At 70.8% G+C, this 18,856-nt stretch carries 23 protein-coding genes; 8 read left to right on the top strand and 15 right to left on the bottom strand.

Annotated elements, in window-relative coordinates; genetic code table 11:
• Window positions 1–7 precede the first annotated feature (7 nt).
• The 6 genes from IO24_RS0114605 to IO24_RS0114580 all read right to left on the bottom strand — a co-directional run bounded on the left by IO24_RS0114605 (window position 8) and on the right by IO24_RS0114580 (window position 6,373).
• Entirely contained in the window at window positions 8–1,687 is a 1,680-nt protein-coding gene (locus tag IO24_RS0114605; RefSeq protein ID WP_031135775.1) for a DoxX family protein, read from the bottom strand.
• Between the two features lie 128 nt (window positions 1,688–1,815).
• Window positions 1,816–2,757, bottom strand: coding sequence for a 23S rRNA (guanosine(2251)-2'-O)-methyltransferase RlmB (rlmB, locus tag IO24_RS0114600; RefSeq protein ID WP_031135773.1), 942 nt, complete (start codon window positions 2,755–2,757; stop codon window positions 1,816–1,818).
• Window positions 2,758–2,874: 117 nt separating this feature from the next.
• On the bottom strand, window positions 2,875–4,269 hold the full coding sequence (gene cysS, locus IO24_RS0114595) for a cysteine--tRNA ligase (protein ID WP_031135771.1): 1,395 nt from the start codon (window positions 4,267–4,269) through the stop codon (window positions 2,875–2,877).
• Between the two features lie 55 nt (window positions 4,270–4,324).
• Window positions 4,325–4,846: a 2-C-methyl-D-erythritol 2,4-cyclodiphosphate synthase gene (gene ispF, locus IO24_RS0114590; protein WP_031135769.1), complete on the bottom strand. Its 522-nt coding sequence runs from the start codon at window positions 4,844–4,846 to the stop codon at window positions 4,325–4,327.
• A complete protein-coding gene (gene ispD / locus IO24_RS0114585) occupies window positions 4,836–5,600 on the bottom strand; it encodes a 2-C-methyl-D-erythritol 4-phosphate cytidylyltransferase (RefSeq protein ID WP_031135768.1) in 765 nt (254 codons plus the stop codon). The genes ispF and ispD overlap by 11 nt, the downstream gene beginning before the upstream one ends.
• 290 nt (window positions 5,601–5,890) lie before the next feature.
• On the bottom strand, window positions 5,891–6,373 hold the full coding sequence (locus IO24_RS0114580) for a CarD family transcriptional regulator (protein ID WP_003953493.1): 483 nt from the start codon (window positions 6,371–6,373) through the stop codon (window positions 5,891–5,893).
• Between the two features lie 582 nt (window positions 6,374–6,955).
• Between IO24_RS0114580 and IO24_RS0114575 the strand changes: the two genes are divergently transcribed.
• On the top strand, window positions 6,956–7,639 hold the full coding sequence (locus IO24_RS0114575) for a copper chaperone PCu(A)C domain-containing protein (RefSeq protein ID WP_031135766.1): 684 nt from the start codon (window positions 6,956–6,958) through the stop codon (window positions 7,637–7,639).
• 76 nt (window positions 7,640–7,715) lie between these two features.
• Here IO24_RS0114575 and phoP read toward each other — a convergent pair whose 3' ends face one another.
• A complete protein-coding gene (gene phoP / locus IO24_RS0114570; RefSeq protein ID WP_020271862.1) occupies window positions 7,716–8,387 on the bottom strand; it encodes a two-component system response regulator PhoP in 672 nt (223 codons plus the stop codon).
• Window positions 8,388–8,392: 5 nt separating this feature from the next.
• Window positions 8,393–9,685, bottom strand: a complete 1,293-nt coding sequence (phoR, locus tag IO24_RS0114565; protein ID WP_031135764.1) for a two-component system sensor histidine kinase PhoR — start codon at window positions 9,683–9,685, stop codon at window positions 8,393–8,395.
• A 245-nt stretch (window positions 9,686–9,930) separates the two neighbouring features.
• On the opposite strand from phoR, the gene phoU reads away from it, so the two are divergent.
• From phoU to IO24_RS0114550, 3 genes are all read left to right on the top strand, one after another.
• Complete coding sequence (gene phoU / locus IO24_RS0114560; protein WP_031135762.1) at window positions 9,931–10,632, top strand: phosphate signaling complex protein PhoU; 702 nt, start codon at window positions 9,931–9,933, stop codon at window positions 10,630–10,632.
• A gap of 200 nt (window positions 10,633–10,832) precedes the next feature.
• A complete protein-coding gene (locus IO24_RS45640; protein ID WP_167345925.1) occupies window positions 10,833–10,988 on the top strand; it encodes a hypothetical protein in 156 nt (51 codons plus the stop codon).
• 168 nt (window positions 10,989–11,156) lie between these two features.
• Complete coding sequence (locus IO24_RS0114550) at window positions 11,157–11,408, top strand: SCO4226 family nickel-binding protein (protein WP_031135760.1); 252 nt, start codon at window positions 11,157–11,159, stop codon at window positions 11,406–11,408.
• Between the two features lie 30 nt (window positions 11,409–11,438).
• On the opposite strand, the gene IO24_RS0114545 is transcribed toward IO24_RS0114550, so the two are convergent.
• From IO24_RS0114545 to IO24_RS0114520, 5 genes are all read right to left on the bottom strand, one after another.
• On the bottom strand, window positions 11,439–12,584 hold the full coding sequence (locus IO24_RS0114545) for an RNA polymerase sigma factor (protein ID WP_031135758.1): 1,146 nt from the start codon (window positions 12,582–12,584) through the stop codon (window positions 11,439–11,441).
• Window positions 12,581–13,000, bottom strand: a complete 420-nt coding sequence (locus IO24_RS0114540; protein WP_031135756.1) for a YciI family protein — start codon at window positions 12,998–13,000, stop codon at window positions 12,581–12,583. The genes IO24_RS0114545 and IO24_RS0114540 overlap by 4 nt, the downstream gene beginning before the upstream one ends.
• 162 nt (window positions 13,001–13,162) lie before the next feature.
• Window positions 13,163–13,792 carry a DinB family protein gene (locus IO24_RS0114535; RefSeq protein ID WP_045296162.1) on the bottom strand — a complete coding sequence of 210 codons (630 nt, stop codon included), beginning with the start codon at window positions 13,790–13,792 and terminating at the stop codon, window positions 13,163–13,165.
• 188 nt (window positions 13,793–13,980) lie between these two features.
• Complete coding sequence (locus IO24_RS0114530; protein ID WP_031135753.1) at window positions 13,981–14,169, bottom strand: hypothetical protein; 189 nt, start codon at window positions 14,167–14,169, stop codon at window positions 13,981–13,983.
• 355 nt (window positions 14,170–14,524) lie between these two features.
• Window positions 14,525–14,989, bottom strand: a complete 465-nt coding sequence (locus tag IO24_RS0114520) for a hypothetical protein (RefSeq protein WP_031135751.1) — start codon at window positions 14,987–14,989, stop codon at window positions 14,525–14,527.
• Window positions 14,990–15,507: 518 nt separating this feature from the next.
• Between IO24_RS0114520 and IO24_RS0114510 the strand changes: the two genes are divergently transcribed.
• The 3 genes from IO24_RS0114510 (at window position 15,508) to IO24_RS0114500 (ending at window position 16,894) form a co-directional block, all read left to right on the top strand.
• Entirely contained in the window at window positions 15,508–16,104 is a 597-nt protein-coding gene (locus tag IO24_RS0114510) for a DUF5994 family protein (protein ID WP_031135747.1), read from the top strand.
• Window positions 16,105–16,106: 2 nt separating this feature from the next.
• Window positions 16,107–16,421: a hypothetical protein gene (locus tag IO24_RS0114505; protein ID WP_051905910.1), complete on the top strand. Its 315-nt coding sequence runs from the start codon at window positions 16,107–16,109 to the stop codon at window positions 16,419–16,421.
• A 95-nt stretch (window positions 16,422–16,516) separates the two neighbouring features.
• The gene (locus tag IO24_RS0114500; RefSeq protein WP_031135742.1) at window positions 16,517–16,894 is read left to right on the top strand and encodes an STAS domain-containing protein; all 378 of its coding nucleotides are present in this window, start codon (window positions 16,517–16,519) and stop codon (window positions 16,892–16,894) included.
• Here the strand turns inward: IO24_RS0114500 and IO24_RS0114495 are convergent.
• Complete coding sequence (locus IO24_RS0114495) at window positions 16,873–18,114, bottom strand: PP2C family protein-serine/threonine phosphatase (RefSeq protein ID WP_031135740.1); 1,242 nt, start codon at window positions 18,112–18,114, stop codon at window positions 16,873–16,875. The two genes, IO24_RS0114500 and IO24_RS0114495, sit on opposite strands and share 22 nt — an antisense overlap.
• A gap of 203 nt (window positions 18,115–18,317) precedes the next feature.
• On the opposite strand from IO24_RS0114495, the gene IO24_RS0114490 reads away from it, so the two are divergent.
• Window positions 18,318–18,500, top strand: a complete 183-nt coding sequence (locus IO24_RS0114490) for a hypothetical protein (RefSeq protein ID WP_031135738.1) — start codon at window positions 18,318–18,320, stop codon at window positions 18,498–18,500.
• 100 nt (window positions 18,501–18,600) lie between these two features.
• On the opposite strand, the gene IO24_RS0114485 is transcribed toward IO24_RS0114490, so the two are convergent.
• Window positions 18,601–18,856: fatty acid desaturase family protein (locus IO24_RS0114485; RefSeq protein WP_031135735.1), on the bottom strand; the 256-nt coding region annotated here is incomplete at its 5' end.

The following is an 18,856-nucleotide window of genomic DNA, read 5'->3' as shown; positions in this document are numbered from 1 at the left end:
GGGTCGGCTAGCCCAGCAGGCCGCCCACCAGGCCCGGGCGCCCGGTGGAGGAGCCGCCGCTGCCCGAGCCGCCCGTCGAGCCGGTGCCGCCCGTCGCCGTGCCGCCGGAGGTGGGGCCGGTCGTGGTGCTCGGGGCCTGGTCGGCCGGGGAGGACTGCTGGGGCGGGGCCTGGCCCGCGGTGCCCTGGGTCTGGCTGGGCGAGCCGCCGGTGACGGTGCCGGTGTCGCGGGTGGCGTCCGGCCTGGTCGTGGTGCCCGCGCTGGGGCTGGCCGAGCCGGCCGTGGCGCCCTGGGTGGGCGAGGAGGAGGCCGACGGGGTCCGCTTGTCCTGCCGCTTGCCGGGCTCACCCGGGAGCGGGGAGCCGGGCAGTTCGTTGCGCGGGGCCTCGCCGGGCCCCGGGACGACGACCCGGTCGGCGTCGCGCACGGCACCGCCGAGCAGCGAGCCGACGAGCAGGGTGATCCCGATGGCGATGGCGGTGACGAGGGCTCCGCGGCGCAGCACATAGCGTCGCAGGTCCCAGATGTCGGCGCGGGGGCCGAGGCGGCGCCAGGCACTGCCGGCGAGGCGTCCGTCGACGGAGTAGACGGGGGCGCCGGCGATGATCAGCGGGGACCAGGCGGCGAGGTAGATGATGTCGGGGGTCTCGTAGGCGGGGACGCTCTTCCAGCTGACCGTGACCAGCAGCGCGGCCGACAGCAGGGCGCCCAGACAGGCAGCGACGCGCTGCCAGCAGCCCAGGACCGTCAGGACGCCGACGATGACCTGCGCGAAGGCGATGACCAGACCGGCGCCGACCGGGTGCTCGAGGGCGAACTGGCGCAGCGGCTCGGCGACTTCCCACGGGTGCAGGGTGTTGAGCCACTTGACCATGGAGCCGCGCTTGCCGCCGTCGAAGTAGACGGGGTCGCACAGCTTGCCCATGCCGGCGTAGATCGAGATGAAGCCGAGGAAGACGCGCAGCGGGAGCAGCACGACGCCGAGGTTCATCCGGCGGCCCGGGTAGTAGGCGTGCCGGGCCGGGTCGTCGCCGTGCCGCTTGGCCCGGCGACCGGTGTCGTCCGCGCCGGTGGCGGACTCCTCGAACTCACCGTCCGCGTAGGCCGGTTCGTCGTAGGCGCTGCCGACGGTGCGCATCGGCGGCAGCAGCCGGGCGCCGTCGGCGGGCCGGTGGGTGCGCTGGGGGCCGACGACCGGGGTCTCGACGGTCTGGGCGAGGTCGCCCTCGTAGCCGGCGCCGCCGTAGCCCGCGCCCTGGTGTCCGGGGCCGTCGTAGCCCGGGCCCACACGGGAGATGACCTGGGTGGCTCCGGCGCCGGAGGCGGGCTCGTCGGCGTGGCGGATGCTCTCGTGCCGCACGGCCTGCAGCAGGCGGTGGGCGCCGGTGTCGTCGGGGGCGGATCTGCCGCTCCAGACGACGGGCCGGCGGCGGGCGGTGACCCCGTCCGCCTCGCCCCCCACGAGGGGCATGCGGGCGGTGTCCTCGGTGGCGGTCAGATGCCGTGCGACCCGGGGGGACTGGACGCGACGCGTCGAGACGCCCAACTGCACGCGAAAACTCGCGTGGTTGACGATGACCTGCGCCGGGTCGCTCGGCACCTTCACCATGCTCAGCGCGGGAGCGTCGTCGAGTCCCGACGAGCGGTCCCCCGTGGGTGTGCGGGGTGTTCTGGTGTCCACACTCATCTAACCGAGTGACGTCGGGTTAGGACACTGCTTTGACCCGCCGGATCTGTCCGGACCCCGTCAAGCTTGTCCCCGTCGCCCTGATGGCACCGAAATTACCCCGTGCGGGTGAAATTCCGGACGCCTGTTCAGCGCCGTCGGCGGGCCGCCTCGTACAGCACGATCCCCGCCGCCACACCGGCGTTGAGCGACTCGGCGCCGCCCGGCATCGGGATCCGAACCCGGTGGTCGCAGGTCTCCCCGACCAGCCGGGACAGCCCCTTGCCCTCGCTGCCGACGACGATGACGACCGGGCCGTCCAGCGCCTGAAGCTCGCCGAGCTCGGCCTCGCCGTCGGCGGCCAGGCCGACGACCGTGATGCCGGCCTTCTTGTACGCCTCCAGGGCCCGGGTGAGGTTGGTGGCGCGGGCGACCGGGGTGCGGGCCGCCGTACCGGCGGACGTCTTCCAGGCACCGGCCGTCATACCGGCCGCGCGGCGCTCGGGGACGACGACGCCGTGCCCGCCGAAGGCGGAGACGGAGCGGACGACCGCGCCGAGGTTGCGCGGGTCCGTGACGCCGTCGAGGGCGACGATCAGCGGGTCCACGCCGTCGTCGTAGGCGGCGGACGCCAGGTCCTCGGGGTGGGCGTACTCGTACGGCGGGACCTGGAGGACCATACCCTGGTGGTTGAGACCGTTGGTCATCCGGTCCAGCTCGGGACGCGGGGCCTCCATGAGGTTGATCCCACCGCGCTCGGCGGCGACCTGGAGGGCCTCGCGCACCCGCTCGTCGTTGTCGATGAACTGCTGGACGTAGAGCGTGGAGGCAGGGACGCCCTCGCGCAGCGCCTCCAGGACCGGGTTGCGTCCGACGACCAGCTCGGACGTGCCCTTGCCGCCGCGGCCACGCGCCGTGGGCCGGCGTACGGCCTGCTTCGCCTTGGCGTTGACGATGCGGTTCTTCTTGTGCCCCTTGCGCATCTCGGCGGGCGGGGTCGGGCCCTTGCCCTCGAGGCCCCGGCGCCGCTGGCCGCCACTGCCGACCTGCGCGCCCTTCTTGCCGGACATGCGGCGGTTGTTCGCGGCCATTGAGCTACTCGTCTCCGTGAAGTGATTCGTACGTACGTCTGTGCACGTCTTGCATGTCTGTGCAGTGTGCCGCCCGGAGGCCCGGGCGGCACAATCGATCAGCCCGTAGGGCTTGTCTCAGCGCGGCCCGAGACTCCAGCGCGGGCCCTGCGGGCTGTCCTCGATGACCAGGCCGGACTGGCTCAGCTGGTCGCGGATGGCGTCCGCGGTGGGCCAGTCCTTGCGTGCCCGGGCGGCCTCGCGCTGGTCGAGGACCATGCGGACGAGCGTGTCGACCACACCGTGCAGGTCGTCGCCGCGGTCGCCCTCCCCGGCCCACCCCGGATCCAGCGGGTCGAGGCCGAGCACGCCGAGCATCGAGCGGACCTCGGCGAGCCGGGCCACGGCGGCTTCCTTGTCGTCGGCGGCCAGTGCGCTGTTGCCCTGCCGGACGGTGGTGTGCACCACGGCGAGTGCCTGCGGCACGCCCAGGTCGTCGTCCATGGCCTCGGCGAAGGCGAGCGGCACCTCGGGAGCGGGCTCGACGACGCCGGCCTTCTCCACCACGCGCTGCACGAAGCCCTCGATCCGCGCGAACGCCGACTCGGCCTCGCGCAGCGCCTCCTCGCTGTACTCGATCATCGAGCGGTAGTGCGGGGTGCCGAGGTAGTAGCGCAGCACGATGGGACGCCAGCGCTTGACCATCTCGCTGACCAGGACCGAGTTCCCGAGCGACTTGGACATCTTCTCGCCGCTCATGGTGACCCAGGCGTTGTGCACCCAGTACCGCGCGAAGTCGTCGCCGTAGGCCCTGGCCTGGGCGATCTCGTTCTCGTGGTGCGGGAAGACCAGGTCCAGGCCGCCGCCGTGGATGTCGAAGGCGCTCCCGAGGTACTTGTGCGCCATCGCCGAGCACTCCAGGTGCCAGCCGGGACGGCCACGGCCCCAGGGCGTCTCCCAGTCGGGCTCGCCGGGCTTGGTGGCCTTCCACATGGCGAAGTCGCGCGGGTCGCGCTTGCCCGAGACGCCCTCGTCAGGCTGGCGCAGGTCGTCGATGTCCTGGTTGGACAGTGCCAGGTACTCGGGGAAGGAGCGGACGTCGAAGTAGACGCTGCCGTCGGCGACGTAGGCGTGCCCGCGCTCGATGAGGCCGCGCATCATCTCGACCATCTCGGTGATGTGGCCGGTGGCCCGGGGCTCGTACGTCGGGGGCAGGCAACCGAGCGCGCGGTAGCCGTCGTTGAACGCGCGCTCGTTCTCGTAGCCGATGGCCCACCAGGGGCGGTTCCGGTCGGCCGACTTGGCGATGATCTTGTCGTCGATGTCCGTCACGTTCCGCACGAACGTGACGTCGTAGCCGCGGTACTCGAACCAGCGGCGCATGATGTCGAAGTTCAGCCCGGAGCGGATGTGCCCGATGTGCGGGGCGGCCTGCACGGTGGCACCGCACAGGTAGATCGAGACGCAACCCGGCTGGAGCGGGGAGAAGTCACGGATCTGCCGGGCGCTGGTGTCGTACAGGCGAATAGTCACGGTTCCTAGGGTAGTGGGCCGTGGGGAGTGCGCGGCCCCGATCGGCCCGGGACACTCAGCCCGCGCGCACCACCAGGGCCGTCGCCACCGCCATCAGGCCCTCCTCGCGTCCGGGGAAGCCCAGGCCGTCCGTGGTCGCGCCGGACACCGACACCGGGGCTCCCGCCGCCTCCGACAGGAGCTTCTGCGCCTCGTCCCGGCGCTTGCCGATCTTCGGACGGGGACCCACCACCTGTACGGCGATGTTGCCGATCCGGAAGCCCGCCTCGCGCACGATGCGCGCGGCCTCCGTCAGGAGGGTGACCCCGGAGGCGCCCGACCACTCGGGGCGGCCCGTGCCGAAGTGCTGCCCGAGGTCGCCGAGGCCGGCGGCGGAGAAGAGGGCGTTGCAGGCGGCGTGGGCGACGACGTCCGCGTCGGAATGGCCGGCCAGGCCCGGGCCCTCGCCCTCCCACTTCAGACCGGCGCACCACAGCTCGCGGCCTTCCTCGAAGGCGTGGATGTCGGTGCCGATGCCGACCTGCGGGAGCGGGAACCCGTCCGGCCGCAGCCGGACGTCAGGTGCCTCAGAAGCCATCGTTGAGCCTCCTGCGGGCCAGGACCGCCTCCGCGAGGACCAGGTCGAGGGGACGGGTGACCTTGAACGCCTCCTCGTGGCCGGGGACGGCCACGACGGTGAGGCCGAGCTTCTCGACCATGCCGGCGTCGTCGGTGACCTCGCCGGTCACCGTCTCGTGCGCCCGGACCAGCGTGGCCCGGTCGAAGCCCTGCGGGGTCTGCACGGCCCGCAGCAGGGCGCGTTCCGGCGTGGCGACGACCGGCTCCGGCTCGCCGGGGGTGCCGGCGGGCTCGACCTGCTTGACGGTGTCGGCGAGCGGCAGTGCCGGCACCACGGCCGGGGCACCGTCCCGTACGGCCTCGATCACCGCGTCGACCGTGTCCACCGGGACCAGCGGCCGGGCCGCGTCGTGGACCAGCACGATGTCGTGGCCGGGCGGCAGCACGTCCAGGCCGAGCCTCACGGACTCCTGTCGGCTCTGCCCGCCCGGGACGACGAGGAAGTCCGTCCGCTCGGGCAGCGCGTGGGCGTCGAGCAGCGACCTGACCTCGGCGGCACCGTCGGGCGGGGCCACGACGACGACCAGGGAGACGGCGCGGGAGGCGGCCATCGCGCGGACCGCGTGGATGAGCATGGGGGTGCCGCCCAGCGCGCGGAGCGCCTTGGGGACGCCCGGGCCGAGCCGTACACCCCGGCCGGCGGCCGGGATCACGGCCGCCGTACGGGCCGCGGAGGGGGCGGCGGACGGCGTTGGACGCGAATCGTCAGACATCGGTTCCTGTCAGGTTTGTGTGCTGGCCTGGCGTGGGTATGGCCTGGAGGAGTGCCGGGCGCGACGCGCTCGACCGGACCCTTCCGTGACGCTGGTCGAGCCGGCTGCCCGGGCCCGGCACATCGGCACCGGGGCGTGAGTGACAACACACCCCGGGGTGACGGCGCATCGGCGCCGGAGTGCGAACATGCCGCAGCGCCCGGCGACAAGGAATTCGTCATCGGGCACCGCGGCATTTCGATGTGCAGGCGCGCGCTTGATACGCACAGCGCTGAGCGACCGGCTTCGCCTCAGGAGGCGAGAACCTCGTCGAGCAGGGCTTCGGCCTTGTCCTCGTTGGTGTTCTCCGCGAGGGCCAGCTCGCTCACCAGAATCTGGCGGGCCTTGGCGAGCATGCGCTTCTCACCGGCGGAGAGTCCGCGCTCGCGCTCACGACGCCACAGGTCACGCACCACTTCCGCGACCTTGATGACATCGCCCGAGGCGAGCTTCTCCAGGTTTGCCTTGTAACGACGGGACCAGTTCGTGGGCTCCTCGGCGTACGGCGCGCGCAGCACCTCGAAGACCCGGTCCAGCCCGTCCTGACCGACCACATCACGCACGCCGACGAACTCCGCATTGTCCGCTGGCACACGTACCGTCAGGTCGCCCTGGGCGACCTTCAGCACCAAGTAGGTCTTGTCCACGCCTTTGATCTGGCGAGTTTCGATAGCCTCGATCAGCGCGGCCCCGTGATGGGGATAGACCACGGTGTCGCCAACCTTGAACGTCATGTGACAGGTACCCCTTCCGTGGCTATCCAGGGTAACACGGAAACTGCGGGTTCTGAATGGCGTTTTCGCAGGTCAGGGCATATCTCGGGGCTTGACAACTCCGACAGGAACGTGCTTCGGACAGGGAGTGGAAGAAGGTATTCGCAGGTGAGAGCGGCTCTCCGGGGGGAGCGAAACGCGTACGTTACACGCATCCGGAGCATCCTCCAGAAGGGCTAACATCCCCATATGTCCGGTTCCGTATGATCGACTTCCGCTACTCCGTTCGGAGGCCCGAGCCGGGTTCCGGTCGAATCCGGAATTGATCACGAGCCGTGCCGACGGCCCGCCGGGTGATCAATTCCGAGGGCTCCGCACATTCCTTCACGGAAATTTCGCGGCACCGCCCGGGACTCTTATGTGAATGCCGGACGAGCACCACGCCAATGTGACGCCGGAGACTCGCGTGACTCAGGTGGGACCAGCGGTGCCGGGGGGTCGGGTGCGGCCGGACCAGGGCGGCTCGGTAACCTAAGGCCCGCTGACAGACACTTAGGGCGGCTTTATCGGCCGCTCCGCTCGAGTCAAGGAGTTGCCGCCGCCGTGAGCAGCAGCCTTCGAAGCGGTGCCCTCGCCGCCGCCGTCATCGCGTTCTCGATCGCCTCGCTCACCGCGTGCGGCGCCGGCAACAACGCCCAGACCCTGGAGATCCAGCCGGACAACGCGGCCACGAGCGTCGGTGACATCAAGGTCCAGAACGCGATCGTGATCACGCAGCCCGACCGCGAGTCGACCGGCCCGGCCGCGATCTCCGCGACGTTCTTCAACTCCGGCAGCAGTGCCGAGACGCTGGAGTCCATCACCCTCCCCGGCACCGGCAAGACCGCCGAGCTCAAGCCCGCCAAGGGCGGCAGCCTCAGCATCCCGCCCGGCGGCTCGCTGATCGTGGGCGGCAAGGACAACGCCACGGCGATGCTCCCGAGCAGCCGTGAGGCCGTGCAGGACGGCAACGCCCAGAAGGTCACCTTCACCTTCAGCAAGACGGGTGCCGTGAGCCTGCGCGCGTTCGTCGTCCCCGCCGAGCACCACTTCAAGGAGTGGGGCCCGACCGAGGTCCCGGCCGCGCCGGGTGCCTCGTCGTCCCCGTCCGGGTCGCCGTCCGGCTCTCCTGCCGAGGGTGGGTCGGGCGCGCCGGAGAGCCCCGCGGGCGGTGGGACGCCGGGTGGCCACGAGGCGTCCGGCACGCCGACCGACGCCGCGTCGGCGAGCGCGAGCACCGGGCACTGAGCAGTCGTAGAACACAAGGGCGGGCCCTCTCCAGGGAGAGGGCCCGCCCTTCGTGCTGCCGTGGTGCGCGGCCGGTCTACGGCTCGAACTTGTAGCCGAGGCCGCGGACCGTCACCAGGTAGCGCGGCGCTCCCGGGTCCGGCTCGATCTTGGCGCGCAGGCGCTTGACGTGGACGTCGAGGGTCTTGGTGTCCCCGACGTAGTCGGCGCCCCAGACGCGGTCGATGAGCTGCATGCGCGTCAGCACGCGGCCGGCGTTGCGCAGCAGCATCTCCAGCAGGTCGAACTCCTTCAGCGGCAGGTCGATCTTGGTGCCGCCGACGGTGACCACGTGCCGGTCGACGTCCATGCGGACCGGACCTGCCTCCAGGGCCGCCGGAGTGACCTCCTCGGGCTCGCCGCGGCGGCGCAGCACGGCACGGATGCGCGCGACCAGCTCGCGCGATGAGAACGGCTTGGTGACGTAGTCGTCGGCTCCTATCTCCAGCCCGACGACCTTGTCGATCTCACTGTCCTTGGCGGTCACCATGATGACGGGGACGTTGGAGCGGCCGCGCAGCTGGCGGCACACCTCGGTGCCCGGCAGGCCGGGCAGCATCAGGTCGAGAAGGACGAGGTCGGCGCCGTTGCGCTCGAACTCGTCGAGTCCGTCGGGCCCGGTGGTCGCGACCGCGACCTCGAAGCCCTCTTTGCGGAGCATGTACGACAGGGCGTCGGAGAAGGACTCCTCGTCCTCGACGACGAGCACACGGGTCACGGAAGGACCTCCGGGGCGGGAAGCGTTTCGTACGCTGTTGATTCGGGGGATGTGGGGGTGGACCGCCCGGCCTCCACGTCGAGGCCCGCGCCTCCTGCGCGTGTCTCTCGGGCGGGCTGCTGATGTGCGCGGTCGCGGGCCGCACCGGCCTCCGGCAGCCGCAGGGTGAAGGTGGAGCCCTGGCCTTCGGCGCTCCACACCGTGACCTCCCCGCCGTGCGAGGCGGCCACGTGCTTCACGATCGCCAGCCCGAGTCCCGTACCGCCGGTGGCACGGGAGCGGGCCGGGTCGACGCGGTAGAAGCGCTCGAAGATGCGCTCCTTGTCCTTGTCGGAGATGCCGATGCCCTGGTCGGTCACGGCGATCTCGATGTGATCCCCGCCGGGCGCGTTCACACTACGGGCCGCTATGCCGACGCGGGTGCGGGCGGGCGAGTAGTTGACCGCGTTCTCGACGAGGTTGCCGAGCGCGGCGGCGAGCTGGCCGCGGTTTCCCCACACGTGCAGCTCGGCGGCACCGCCCGCGGCCATGGTGATCTGTTTGGTGCCGGCCTGGTGCCGGCAGCGGTCAATGGCCTCGGCGACGAGCTCGTCGACGCGGACCGGCTCGGCGTCCTCCAGCGGGTCGTCGTTCTGCACCCGCGACAGGTCGATGAGCTCCTGCACCAGGCTGGTGAGCCGGGTGGCCTCGATCTGCATGCGCCCGGCGAACCGCTCGACGGCCTCGGGGTCCTCGGAGGCGTCCATCACGGCCTCGGACAGCAGCGAGAGGGCACCCACGGGCGTCTTCAGCTCATGGCTCACGTTGGCGACGAAGTCGCGCCGGACCGCCTCGATGCGGCGGGCCTCGGTCAGGTCCTCCACGAGCAGCAGCACCAGCCGGGAGCCGAGCGGCGCGACCCGCGCGGAGACGGCCAGGGCCTCTCCGCGTCCGGTGCCGCGCCGTGGCAGGTCCAGTTCGACCTGGCGTATCTCGCCGTCCCGCCGGGTGTCCCGGGCCATCTGCATCATCGGCTCGACGGCGAGCTTGCCGCCGCGGACCAGACCCAGGGCGTACGCCGCCGAGCTGGCCTTGACCACGGCGTCCGCCTCGTCGAGGACGACCGCAGACGACCTGAGGACCGACAGGACCGTGTCCACGCCCGGCGGAAGCACCGCGTCCGTGTGCAGTGAGCTACGGGTGGGGCGCTTCTGCTCGCGCTCACTCCAGCGGAACGCGAGCATGGCGATGACGCCGGTGAGCACCCCGGCGATCGCTGCCGCTGCGGCAACCGCCGCGTTCACGTCCATGCACCCAGGTTAGGCATGGCTCGGGCACCCTCCACAGCCGTCGGGGTGCGAGCTCGAACACTCGTCGCCCAGAGTTCACCTTGGAGCCAGTATTGGTTCATTTGGGATGACGGAAACGGACGCGTACGGGCCCGAACGTGGGAGCGTGGGGTTCGGACCGTTGGTAATACGACGGTCGTACCGCCGGTTGTCCGGTGGGCCCCGGCCCTTGGACCCCCGACTGAGACGTACGAGAGGGAAGCCTGATGCGGGACGCGTACCACGAGGAACTGGACTCGATCGGCGACGGTCTGGTGGAGATGGCCCGGCTGGTCGGCTCGGCGATCGGGCGCGCCACGACCGCCATGCTCGACTCCGACCTGAAGCTGGCCGAGAACGTCATCGAGGCCGACCAGAAGGTCGACGAGCTCCAGCACGACCTGGAGGCCAAGGCCATAGCCCTGCTGGCGCGGCAGCAGCCGGTGGCGACGGACCTGCGGATCGTCGTCACGTCGCTGCGGATGTCGGCCGACCTGGAGCGCTCCGGCGACCTCGCCCAGCACGTGGCGAAGCTCGCGCGCCTGCGCTACCCGGACCGCGCGGTCCCGAGCGACCTGCACGCCACCATCCTGGAGATGGGCCAGCTCGCACAGCGCCTGATGGCCAAGGCCGCCGAGGTGATCATCACCAAGGACGTCGACCTGGCGCTCCAGCTGGAGCAGGACGACGACGAGATGGACCTGCTGCACCGCACGCTGTTCCAGCACCTGATGGACGACCGCTGGAAGCACGGCATCGAGACGGCCGTGGACGTCACGCTGCTCGGCCGCTACTACGAGCGGTTCGCCGACCACGCGGTGTCGGTCGCCAAGCGCGTGGTGTACCTGGTGACGGGTGAGCACGCGGACGAGCTCCAGACGGACACGCAGCCGGAGATCCAGGCGGTTCCGGGGGCGGAGAGCGCCTGAGCCCGACGGCCGTGCCGGGGGCTCAGAGCGCCTGGCGGGCCTCGTCGGGGGCGGGGGTCGGGTACTGGCCGGGGCCGGCTGTGGGTCGGTTGGGACTCTGCTGGGATCGGCTGGGGCGCGCGGGCGCCTCAGTGCGCCGTTGATGCGCCCAGCGGAACGGGCATCCAATGGGCACAGGCACCAGCCTCGAGGAGGGACCCATGGCCGAATCCCCCAGCACGACGCCCGACCCCGCCCGGCAGCGCGAGACCGAGCAGCCCGCCGAGATCAGGAGCCTGCCCCTGATCGCCGCGTGCGGCTGCGGCTCGGGCTGCGGCTGCGGCTGCCAGTCGGGCAGCCCCTGCCAGTGCGGCTGACACCGGCACGGCGTTGTGCGTACGACCTGTGGGGCCCCGGCGGTGTCGCCGGGGCCCCACGGCGTCGGGTCGTACGGCCTGGGGTCGCCCGGGTGGCCGTACGGGCGGAGCATGAGAGGTAGGCAATGCGGCGCCGGCCGGTGCCGTGCCGGGAAGGAGGCGCGCGACATGCCCCAGTTCATGGATGTCCATCGCGGCATGGAAGGCATCACGGAGGAACAGCTGCGTGAAGCCCACAACGCCGACCTCGCGATAGAGAAGGACGAGCAGGTCCACTTCAGGATGGCCTGGGCGGACCCGGAGTCCGGCCACGTCTACTGCCTCTCCGAGGCCCCCTCGGCCGAAGCGGTCCAGCGCATTCACGAGCGCGCCGGGCACAAGGCGGACGAGGTGCACCCGGTGCCGTTGACCGTGCGCTGACCTGAGGGACGACCTGACGTGTGCGGCCCGTCAGCGGCCCCGGCCGGCATTCAGGCGGGCCGCCTGGCGGGTCAGGTAGTGGCGTTCGGCGAGGTTGGGGGCCTTGTGGGCCGCCTCGGCGTACAGGCGGGCCGCCGCTTCCAGGTCGCCGTCGCGTTCGTGGAGGTAGGCCGCCACCGCGGTGTGGCGGGGCAGGGAGTCGTCCAGTTCCGCGAGCGCCGCCAGTCCGGCGCGCGGCCCGTCGGCCTCGCCGACGGCCACCGCGCGGTTGAGGCGCACGACCGGGCTGTCGGTCAGACGGGTGAGCTCGTCGTACCACTCGACGATCTGCACCCAGTCCGTCTCCTCCGCGGTGGGCGCGTCGGCGTGCAGCGCCGCGATGGCGGCCTGCACCTGGAACTCCCCCAGCCGGTCGCGGGCGAGGGCCGCCTGGAGGATCCCGACACCCTCGGCGATCGACGCGGTGTCCCACCGGCGGCGGTCCTGCTCGGCCAGCGGCACCAGGCTCCCGTCGGGCGCGGTCCGGCCGGCGCGCCGGGCGTGGTGGAGCAGCATGAGCGCGAGCAGCCCCGCCGCCTCCGGGTGGTCGATCGCGGCCGCGAGCTGCCGGGTGAGCCGGATGGCCTCGGCGGCGAGGTCGACGTCGCCCGAGTAGCCCTCGTTGAAAACCAGGTAGAGCACGCGCAGCACGGTGGCGACATCGCCGGGCTGGTCGAACCGCACACCCGAGACGGTGCGCTTGGCCCGGCTGATGCGCTGCGCCATGGTCGCCTCGGGCACCAGGTAGGCCTGGGCGATCTGCCGGGTGGTGAGCCCGCCGACGGCACGCAGTGTGAGCGCGACCGCGGACGACGGCGTCAGCGAGGGATGGGTGCACAGGAAGTAGAGCTGGAGCGTGTCGTCCACGTCGGGCGTGGGACCGGGCGGCGGCTCCTCGTCGACGAGGTCCTCACGCCGGCGACGGGCGCTGTCCGACCGCGTCTGGTCGAGGAACTTGCGCCAGGCGACGGTGACCAGCCAGCCCTTCGCGTCCCGCGGCGGGTCGGCCGGCCAGACGCGGATTGCCTCGACCAGCGCGTCCTGTACGGCGTCCTCGGCCGCCGCGAAGTCTGCTCCGCGGCGGACAAGGATCCCGAGCACGCTCGGCGTGAGGCTCCTCAGCAGTGCCTCGTTCATCCGTGAGGGCACTCCGTGATGGTGGGCGACGCGGCCAGGAACGGGCGCAGCTCGAGCCACTCGTGGATCGGCTTGCCACCCGCCCCGGGGGCGGCGGACAGTTCCCCGGCCAGCTCGACAGCACGCTCGTAGCTGTCGACGTCGATCACCATCCAGCCGGCGATGAGGTCCTTGGTCTCGGCGAAGGGGCCGTCGGTGACCGGCGGGCGCCCCTCACCGTCGTACCGGACGAACGTCCCCTCGGGGGCCAGCGCCTGGCCGTCGACGAACTCGCCGGTCTTCTCGAGCCGGGCCGCGAAGTCGCCCATGTACCGCACGTGCGCCGAGATCTCCTCCGGCGTCCACTGGTCCATGGGCACGTCGTTGACCGCCGCCGGGGCGCCGCGGTAGTGCTTCAGAAGCAGGTACTTGGCCATCGTGGTTCTCCTCGGTCCTGATGCGACCCATCTTGGCCGCCTTCACCCCGGGGACGGAGCGGGACGCGGGATCTCGACATCGCCGCCAAAGTTTTTTGGGTCGGCTTTTTCGTCAGCGGCTCGGGGCGTGCCGGACGGGGTGCCCGAGGGTGCTGGGGGCACTCACTGCCCGACGCGGCCGTCGATCCGTTCGCGCAGGAGGTCGGCGTGGCCGCAGTGCCGTGCGTACTCCGCGATCAGGGCGACCAGGATGTCGCGGAGCGGGATCTGTCCGCCGGGTTCGGGTCCGAAGTCGGAGTGGCCGGCGTTGGTGGTGGCGAGGTCGGTGACGCCGGCCAGGTAGCGGTCGGTGCGCTCGACCTCGGTACGCCACTGCCGCCAGGCCGCGTCCACGACGGCCGGGTCGGCGACGGCACCGTTGAAGTCACCGTCCCGGTCCCCCTGCGTGCGGTACAGCTTCGGCGCGTCCTCACCGGCCATCACCCGGCGAACTTGCCGCTCCTCCTCCGTCAGGTGCCGCACCAGCCCGAGCAGGGACATCGTGGACGGCGGGACGGACCGCCGGGCCATCTGCTCGGCGTCCAGGCCCGCGCACTTCATCTCCAGGGTGAGGCGGTAGCCGCGCAGATGGTCGAGGAGGATGCCGCGTTCGCCGACCGGTTGGGCATCGGTCTCGCGGGGGTCGTCGTCGGGGTCGACCCACATGTCGGGGTAGACGGTCGCCTGCGTCCACCGGGCCGTGTCCGACGTTGCCGGCGCCACTGCTTCGCCGGTGTGCTCACCTGAGACCATGCGGGCATGGTGGACCGGGCGGGGCGGTCCCGCCACCGAATAACGGGGCGCGGCCGGATCCGCGAACTGCTCCACCGCGCCCAGTCCTACCGGTGGCGCGGGTGTGATGGCTCAGCGCAGCCTGCGCTGTTCCCCGTCCCATCCGATGCGCTGGTGGTGCGTGCGTCGCGTCGAGTGCTCGGCGGGAACTATCGCTTCTGTGCTCTGTAGCGCTTCATCAGCGCGGTGATCCGGGCCTGGTCCGCCTGGCCGTTGAGTTCGGCCAGGAGATCGTCAGGGCACAACTCGTAGAGATCGCACCACCATCGGCGTCCGCGGTTGTCCCACATTCGGTAGCCACCTGGCACGCCCCTGGCAACGTAGCGTCTCCTGCTCACCGTCCCATGCCCCCACCCGGCCAGCGCCGTCGTCCAACTCGTCTGCGACGCAGACCATACGCAGACTGTGGTCGCCCGGCGAGGCAGGTAGCGGCAACTGGCGTCCACCGCCCCGTCCTTGGGACGGCGGGTGGCAGGCTGTGCCGATGAGCGACTACCGCCTGTGGCTCGCTGCGATTGAGCTGGATGGCTTTCTGGCCGGGCACATGTACTGGTGCCTGCTGCCTGAGGAAAAGGCACCGGCCGGCCCGTGAGGCAGCGAGCACCGAGCTCTGACCTGTGCAACTGCGGACACCGGACACCTGTCGGTTGCTTTCACCGTGATTCCCCGGTGTTCCGCGCTCGACCTGGGGCGCTAGAGGTGCTGCTTGGCTGCTCTGACCAGTCGGCCGATGTCGTCACGGGTCCGTGCCCTGGCATCGTCGAGTTCTGTTCTGCTGTCGGTCTTGGACAGCGCCGTAACGTTGGTGAGCACGTCTTCCGCGGCCTGGCTCAGCGGCTCGTCCTCAGTGAGCATCTGTACTCGAAACAGTGCCTCTTGGGCGTTGGAGCGTAGGTCGTAGGCACGGATCCGTACCGTGTCGGGGTCCTCCGGTGGGGGCTGTTCGTGCTCGCAGAAATAGAGGTGAACCAGGCAGCGGCGGTAGTTGACCAATGTGCCGGCGTAGGCGGAGTAGGCATCGAGTCGTTCTTGTCGCAGCTTCTCCTGACGGGTGAACTCGTGACTCCTGTCGGCGGTACGCAGCTGGAACGCGAGGGTGATCCCCGAACCGAGCAGCGTTCCCAGGACGGCTATGCCGCTGGCGATGATGGTCTCCACATCCCAAGCTGATCACGCATCGCCGTCCTCGCGGGGCGTGTGCGGGGCTCCATGAGACATAAATCAGACGCCACGCCGTGCCCCTACAGGCGGCACGGGAGGTCGTGGGGCAGATCGAAGAAGAACCGGACTGAACGCCGCTGCCCATACAGCTCGACTGCGCCTGCTACGAGGTCCGCCAACGCGTCAGTGCAGCAACTGGCGATCACCGATGCCGTCTGAGAGTCATCAGCCAGGTGGCACCGCGCCCAACCGCGGCCGGTCAGCTCCCACTTCAGCTGGAGGGCCCCAGCTGTCCCTTGATCCGTCGGCATCAGGAATCGTTGCCTGAGGGACGACGGTTCCGGGGAGGGGCGCATGGGACCGTTCCTCCTTTGTCCGTACGGTCCGTCGGGCCTGTTCGAGGAGTACGCTGGATTTACCGAGAGTATTTCGCGCACCGGCTTTCAGGCTCGTGTCGTTTTCGGCGATTCAATATTCCGGGCCGACCTCGGCCGGCCCGGGGCAGGGTTCGCGTCATGATGGCGACCATTTCCCGCCCGCCGACGACCGAAGCCGATGACCGGCTCTCCTCGCTTTCTCTGCGTCTGTCGCTGGCTCCCACCGGCTCCGCGCCGGCTTTGCTGGACGGCGCCTGGTGGCCCCGCTCCCGCGATCTCGGGGCGGAACTCCCGTCCCTGACCGCTGTACTGGATCCGCGGTGGGGGCGGATCACCCGGATCACGGTGAATCCCGCCCAGTGGCCGGTCATCCCGCGCAAGGTGCCCGTCGCCGGGCACGTGGTGAACGTGGGCTGGTTCCGGGACGAGCAGGACCCGCATGAACTGCTGTTGTTCTCCTACCACGTGGGCCGCTGGAACCTCTTGGTCGTCCCGCCGCAGACGGCTCCCGACTCGGCCGCCTGGCTGATGGCCGCCGCCAGTGACCCGCACGGCATGTCGACCGCGAGCCGGCTGATGGAGGAGGCGGCGCGCCTGCGGACGCTGCGCGACGCCGACCGGGCCGTGGAAGCGGTCTGGGACTCCGAAGGAGGGCACAAGTCCCGCGACTCGGCCGCACCTCCACGGGTGCCGGCCATGACCGGCGCGGTGCCGCAGCAACCGATGGGAAGGTGAGGATGATGGAGACCTTCGTGACCGTGGCCGTGATCCTCGGACTGATCGTGGTCGGGGCGCTCCTCATCCGCCTGCTGAACTCACAGCACGGCGACCGCATGGCCGCCATCCACTACGGCCACACCGGGATGCCTGTCGCGGGACCGGCTCCGTCGGCTCGGCGCAGGACCCGCGGCAGGGCGGAGACGAGCGGCACCGGCCGCCCCGACCGGCCCAGGCCCGGCGTACGCGGACGGCTCCGCCCGCGCGCCCGTGAAGGAGCGAGCCCCACCCTTCCGGCAGGTTCGCCCGGCCCGTCACCCGACGAGCGGAACTGACCGCACCGACAGCACAACCCGCAATCCGGGACCCCGGCCGCAGCCACGCACACGACAGGCCGGGGCCCACCCGCGTCCGGTGTCCGCAGGCCGGCATGCCCCTTCCACGGCTGAACGTCCACCGGCACGACCACACCACCCGCACGCTGATCACCCTCGCAGGTGAGATCGACCTGGCCACCGCCCCGCTCGTACGGGCCGCACTGGCCGAGCGCCTGAACGACGGTACGGGCATCACGGACGTCGATCTCACGGGAGTCACCTTCTGCGACGCCAGCGGACTCAACGTCTTCCTCACGGCATCGGGGCTCGCCGCCGAAGCCGGCATGATCCTCCGGCTGCACCATCCGCCGCCGATCATGGCCCGCATCATCGAGATCACCGGCTCCGGTTTCCTGGTCCACGAGCTCCCCACCGGCCCGACGCCATCACGTCAGTCTCCCGAGGAGGCTCAGTCGAGGGCGGTGAGGTGATCGGCGCCGCCGCCTCGCCACTCGACGAGGAGGATGGTGGCGTCGTCGGTCGTGGTGCCGCCCCGTTCGTGTTTCAGGGCGTGCGAGAGCGCCCGCACCACCGCCCGTACCTCGGTGCGGTCGCGGAGGATCCGGTTGGTCCACTCGATGAGCTGCTCCTCGCCGAACTGCTGCCCGCCGGCCTGGTGCTCCTCGATCAGACCGTCGGTGAAGCACAGCAACCGGTCGCCTGGGTGCAGCATCCGCTCGCTGACCACCGGATCCTCGCCTCCGAAGCCGACGGGCAGCGTGGTGGGACTCTCCAGCCGGTCCACCACGGCGCGGTCACGGATCAGGAACGGAGCCGGGTGGCCGGCGTTGACCCACTGCAGCCGGCCCGTGGTGATGTTCAGGATCATCATCTGTGCGGTGACGAAGTGATCGAGGCCGAACTGGTCGTTGATGGCCCGGTCCATGAACGCGTACACCTGGGACAGGTCGGTGTGGGACCGTCGCGTGTGGCGATAGGCGCCGACGGCCACCGTCGCCATGGTCGCCGCGTCCAGCCCGTGGCCCATCGCGTCGAGCATGGCCACATGCAGGATGTCGCCGTTCAGGGCGTAGTCGAAGCTGTCGCCGGCCACGTCGTAGGCGGGCTCCAGGATTCCGGCCACCTCGACCTGCGGAACGGTCATCGACAGCGGGGGCAGCAACGACCACTGGATCTCCGCGGCCACGCTCATCGGGGCGCTGCGGCGGGCCTGGAAGAACAGGTCGGTGTAGGCGTCCTTGGTGACGATCATGTCCGCGACCAGACCGGCGAGTCTCCGCAGCAGCCGCCGGTCGTCGTCATCGACGCTGTCCAGGGTGACGGCCATGACCCCGATCTGGTCGCTGCCGTCCAGCAGTGGCAGATACATCCGCACGCTGGCGCCCTGCGGCACCTCCACCGTTCTGAGGCTCAGGAACGCCTCGCCGGCGGGGGAGTTCTCGACCGGCTCGGGGCCGCCGACCTTCAGCCTCCGGCCCGGCAGCGGCACCAACAGCACCTGTTCGTAGTCCTGCAGCAGGATGGAGACCTCCCGCCCCCCGACCTTGGCCACCTCCTCCGCGACAAGTGGGGCGATCAGGTCCGGCGGCATCTCGTGGGCACGGTCCAGCAGCACACCCAGCAGTCGTTCGCCGAACCCCTCCGACCGGTCCACCCCGGCCCTGTCCGGCTGCCGCCCACCGTCCGTCATCGCTGCTCGCTTCCCTTCGTCCCGGGGTGATGGCGAGCCGATCGCGCCATGGGCGGCATGTCGTCCCAAGCGCCCCTCGCCACGCAAGGCTTGGGCAGAAGCGGGACCTCCCGCCATCGTAGGCCTCATTGCACCATTTCATCCGGAATTGTTTACAAAGCGGACGAGGAGGAGTCAGAGTCGAGTGGGGGCAGGAGGCAGCCATGACCGTCCTCGCGGCGTTTCTTCTCGTCATCGGGACGATATTGATCCTGCTGGGGGCGATGTTGATCCTGGTCGGGACGGTCCTGATCGTCCTCGGGGCGATGCTGATCCTCATCGGGATCGCCCTGGTCGTTGTTGCGGCCTTCTTGCTCATCCGGAGAGCGCTGAGGCGGGAAAAGTAGGCACGGCCGGACCGGAGCAAGGGGACCGGATCAGGCCCGGTGCGTCGAAAGGAGCGCGTGATGAGCAGGGGCGTCCCGGAGATCGCCGGACGCCCCGCTCCTATGCGGGAACCCGGGTCCTCCGGAGCGGTGCTCCTGCCTGATGGAGACTGGTGAGGGCCAGCCGGTAGGAGGTGATCAGCCCGGTCTCCACGTAGTCCACGCCCAGGTCCTCGCAGTAGCGCTGGACGATGGTCCGCGCCCGGCGCAGGCTGGGGCTGGGCATGCTGGGGAACAGGTGGTGCTCGATCTGGTGGTTCAGCCCGCCCAGTGCGATGTCGGTGAGCCGACCGCCGCGCACGTTGCGTGAGGTGAGC

This window comes from Streptomyces flavovariabilis (assembly GCF_000725785.1).
In the GTDB taxonomy this organism is placed as follows: domain Bacteria; phylum Actinomycetota; class Actinomycetes; order Streptomycetales; family Streptomycetaceae; genus Streptomyces; species Streptomyces hawaiiensis.
Note: the sequence above shows the minus strand (reverse complement) of the source record. Positions and strands in the feature narration are given on the sequence as shown.

What these genes read in the sequence shown, in the direction of transcription:
- IO24_RS0114605 (WP_031135775.1), bottom strand. Translation starts at nt 1,687, where the DNA reads ATGAGTGTGGACACCAGAACACCCCGCACACCCACGGGGGACCGCTCG.
- IO24_RS0114545 (WP_031135758.1), bottom strand. Translation starts at nt 12,584, where the DNA reads ATGAACGAGGCACTGCTGAGGAGCCTCACGCCGAGCGTGCTCGGGATC.
- IO24_RS0114510 (WP_031135747.1), top strand. Translation starts at nt 15,508, where the DNA reads ATGATGGCGACCATTTCCCGCCCGCCGACGACCGAAGCCGATGACCGG.
- phoR (WP_031135764.1), bottom strand. Translation starts at nt 9,685, where the DNA reads ATGGACGTGAACGCGGCGGTTGCCGCAGCGGCAGCGATCGCCGGGGTG.
- rlmB (WP_031135773.1), bottom strand. Translation starts at nt 2,757, where the DNA reads ATGGCCGCGAACAACCGCCGCATGTCCGGCAAGAAGGGCGCGCAGGTC.
- IO24_RS0114490 (WP_031135738.1), top strand. Translation starts at nt 18,318, where the DNA reads ATGACCGTCCTCGCGGCGTTTCTTCTCGTCATCGGGACGATATTGATC.
- IO24_RS45640 (WP_167345925.1), top strand. Translation starts at nt 10,833, where the DNA reads ATGGCCGAATCCCCCAGCACGACGCCCGACCCCGCCCGGCAGCGCGAG.
- IO24_RS0114505 (WP_051905910.1), top strand. Translation starts at nt 16,107, where the DNA reads ATGATGGAGACCTTCGTGACCGTGGCCGTGATCCTCGGACTGATCGTG.
- IO24_RS0114550 (WP_031135760.1), top strand. Translation starts at nt 11,157, where the DNA reads ATGCCCCAGTTCATGGATGTCCATCGCGGCATGGAAGGCATCACGGAG.
- IO24_RS0114540 (WP_031135756.1), bottom strand. Translation starts at nt 13,000, where the DNA reads ATGGCCAAGTACCTGCTTCTGAAGCACTACCGCGGCGCCCCGGCGGCG.
- ispD (WP_031135768.1), bottom strand. Translation starts at nt 5,600, where the DNA reads ATGTCTGACGATTCGCGTCCAACGCCGTCCGCCGCCCCCTCCGCGGCC.
- IO24_RS0114500 (WP_031135742.1), top strand. Translation starts at nt 16,517, where the DNA reads ATGCCCCTTCCACGGCTGAACGTCCACCGGCACGACCACACCACCCGC.
- IO24_RS0114495 (WP_031135740.1), bottom strand. Translation starts at nt 18,114, where the DNA reads ATGACGGACGGTGGGCGGCAGCCGGACAGGGCCGGGGTGGACCGGTCG.
- IO24_RS0114580 (WP_003953493.1), bottom strand. Translation starts at nt 6,373, where the DNA reads ATGACGTTCAAGGTTGGCGACACCGTGGTCTATCCCCATCACGGGGCC.
- IO24_RS0114535 (WP_045296162.1), bottom strand. Translation starts at nt 13,792, where the DNA reads ATGGTCTCAGGTGAGCACACCGGCGAAGCAGTGGCGCCGGCAACGTCG.
- ispF (WP_031135769.1), bottom strand. Translation starts at nt 4,846, where the DNA reads ATGGCTTCTGAGGCACCTGACGTCCGGCTGCGGCCGGACGGGTTCCCG.
- phoU (WP_031135762.1), top strand. Translation starts at nt 9,931, where the DNA reads ATGCGGGACGCGTACCACGAGGAACTGGACTCGATCGGCGACGGTCTG.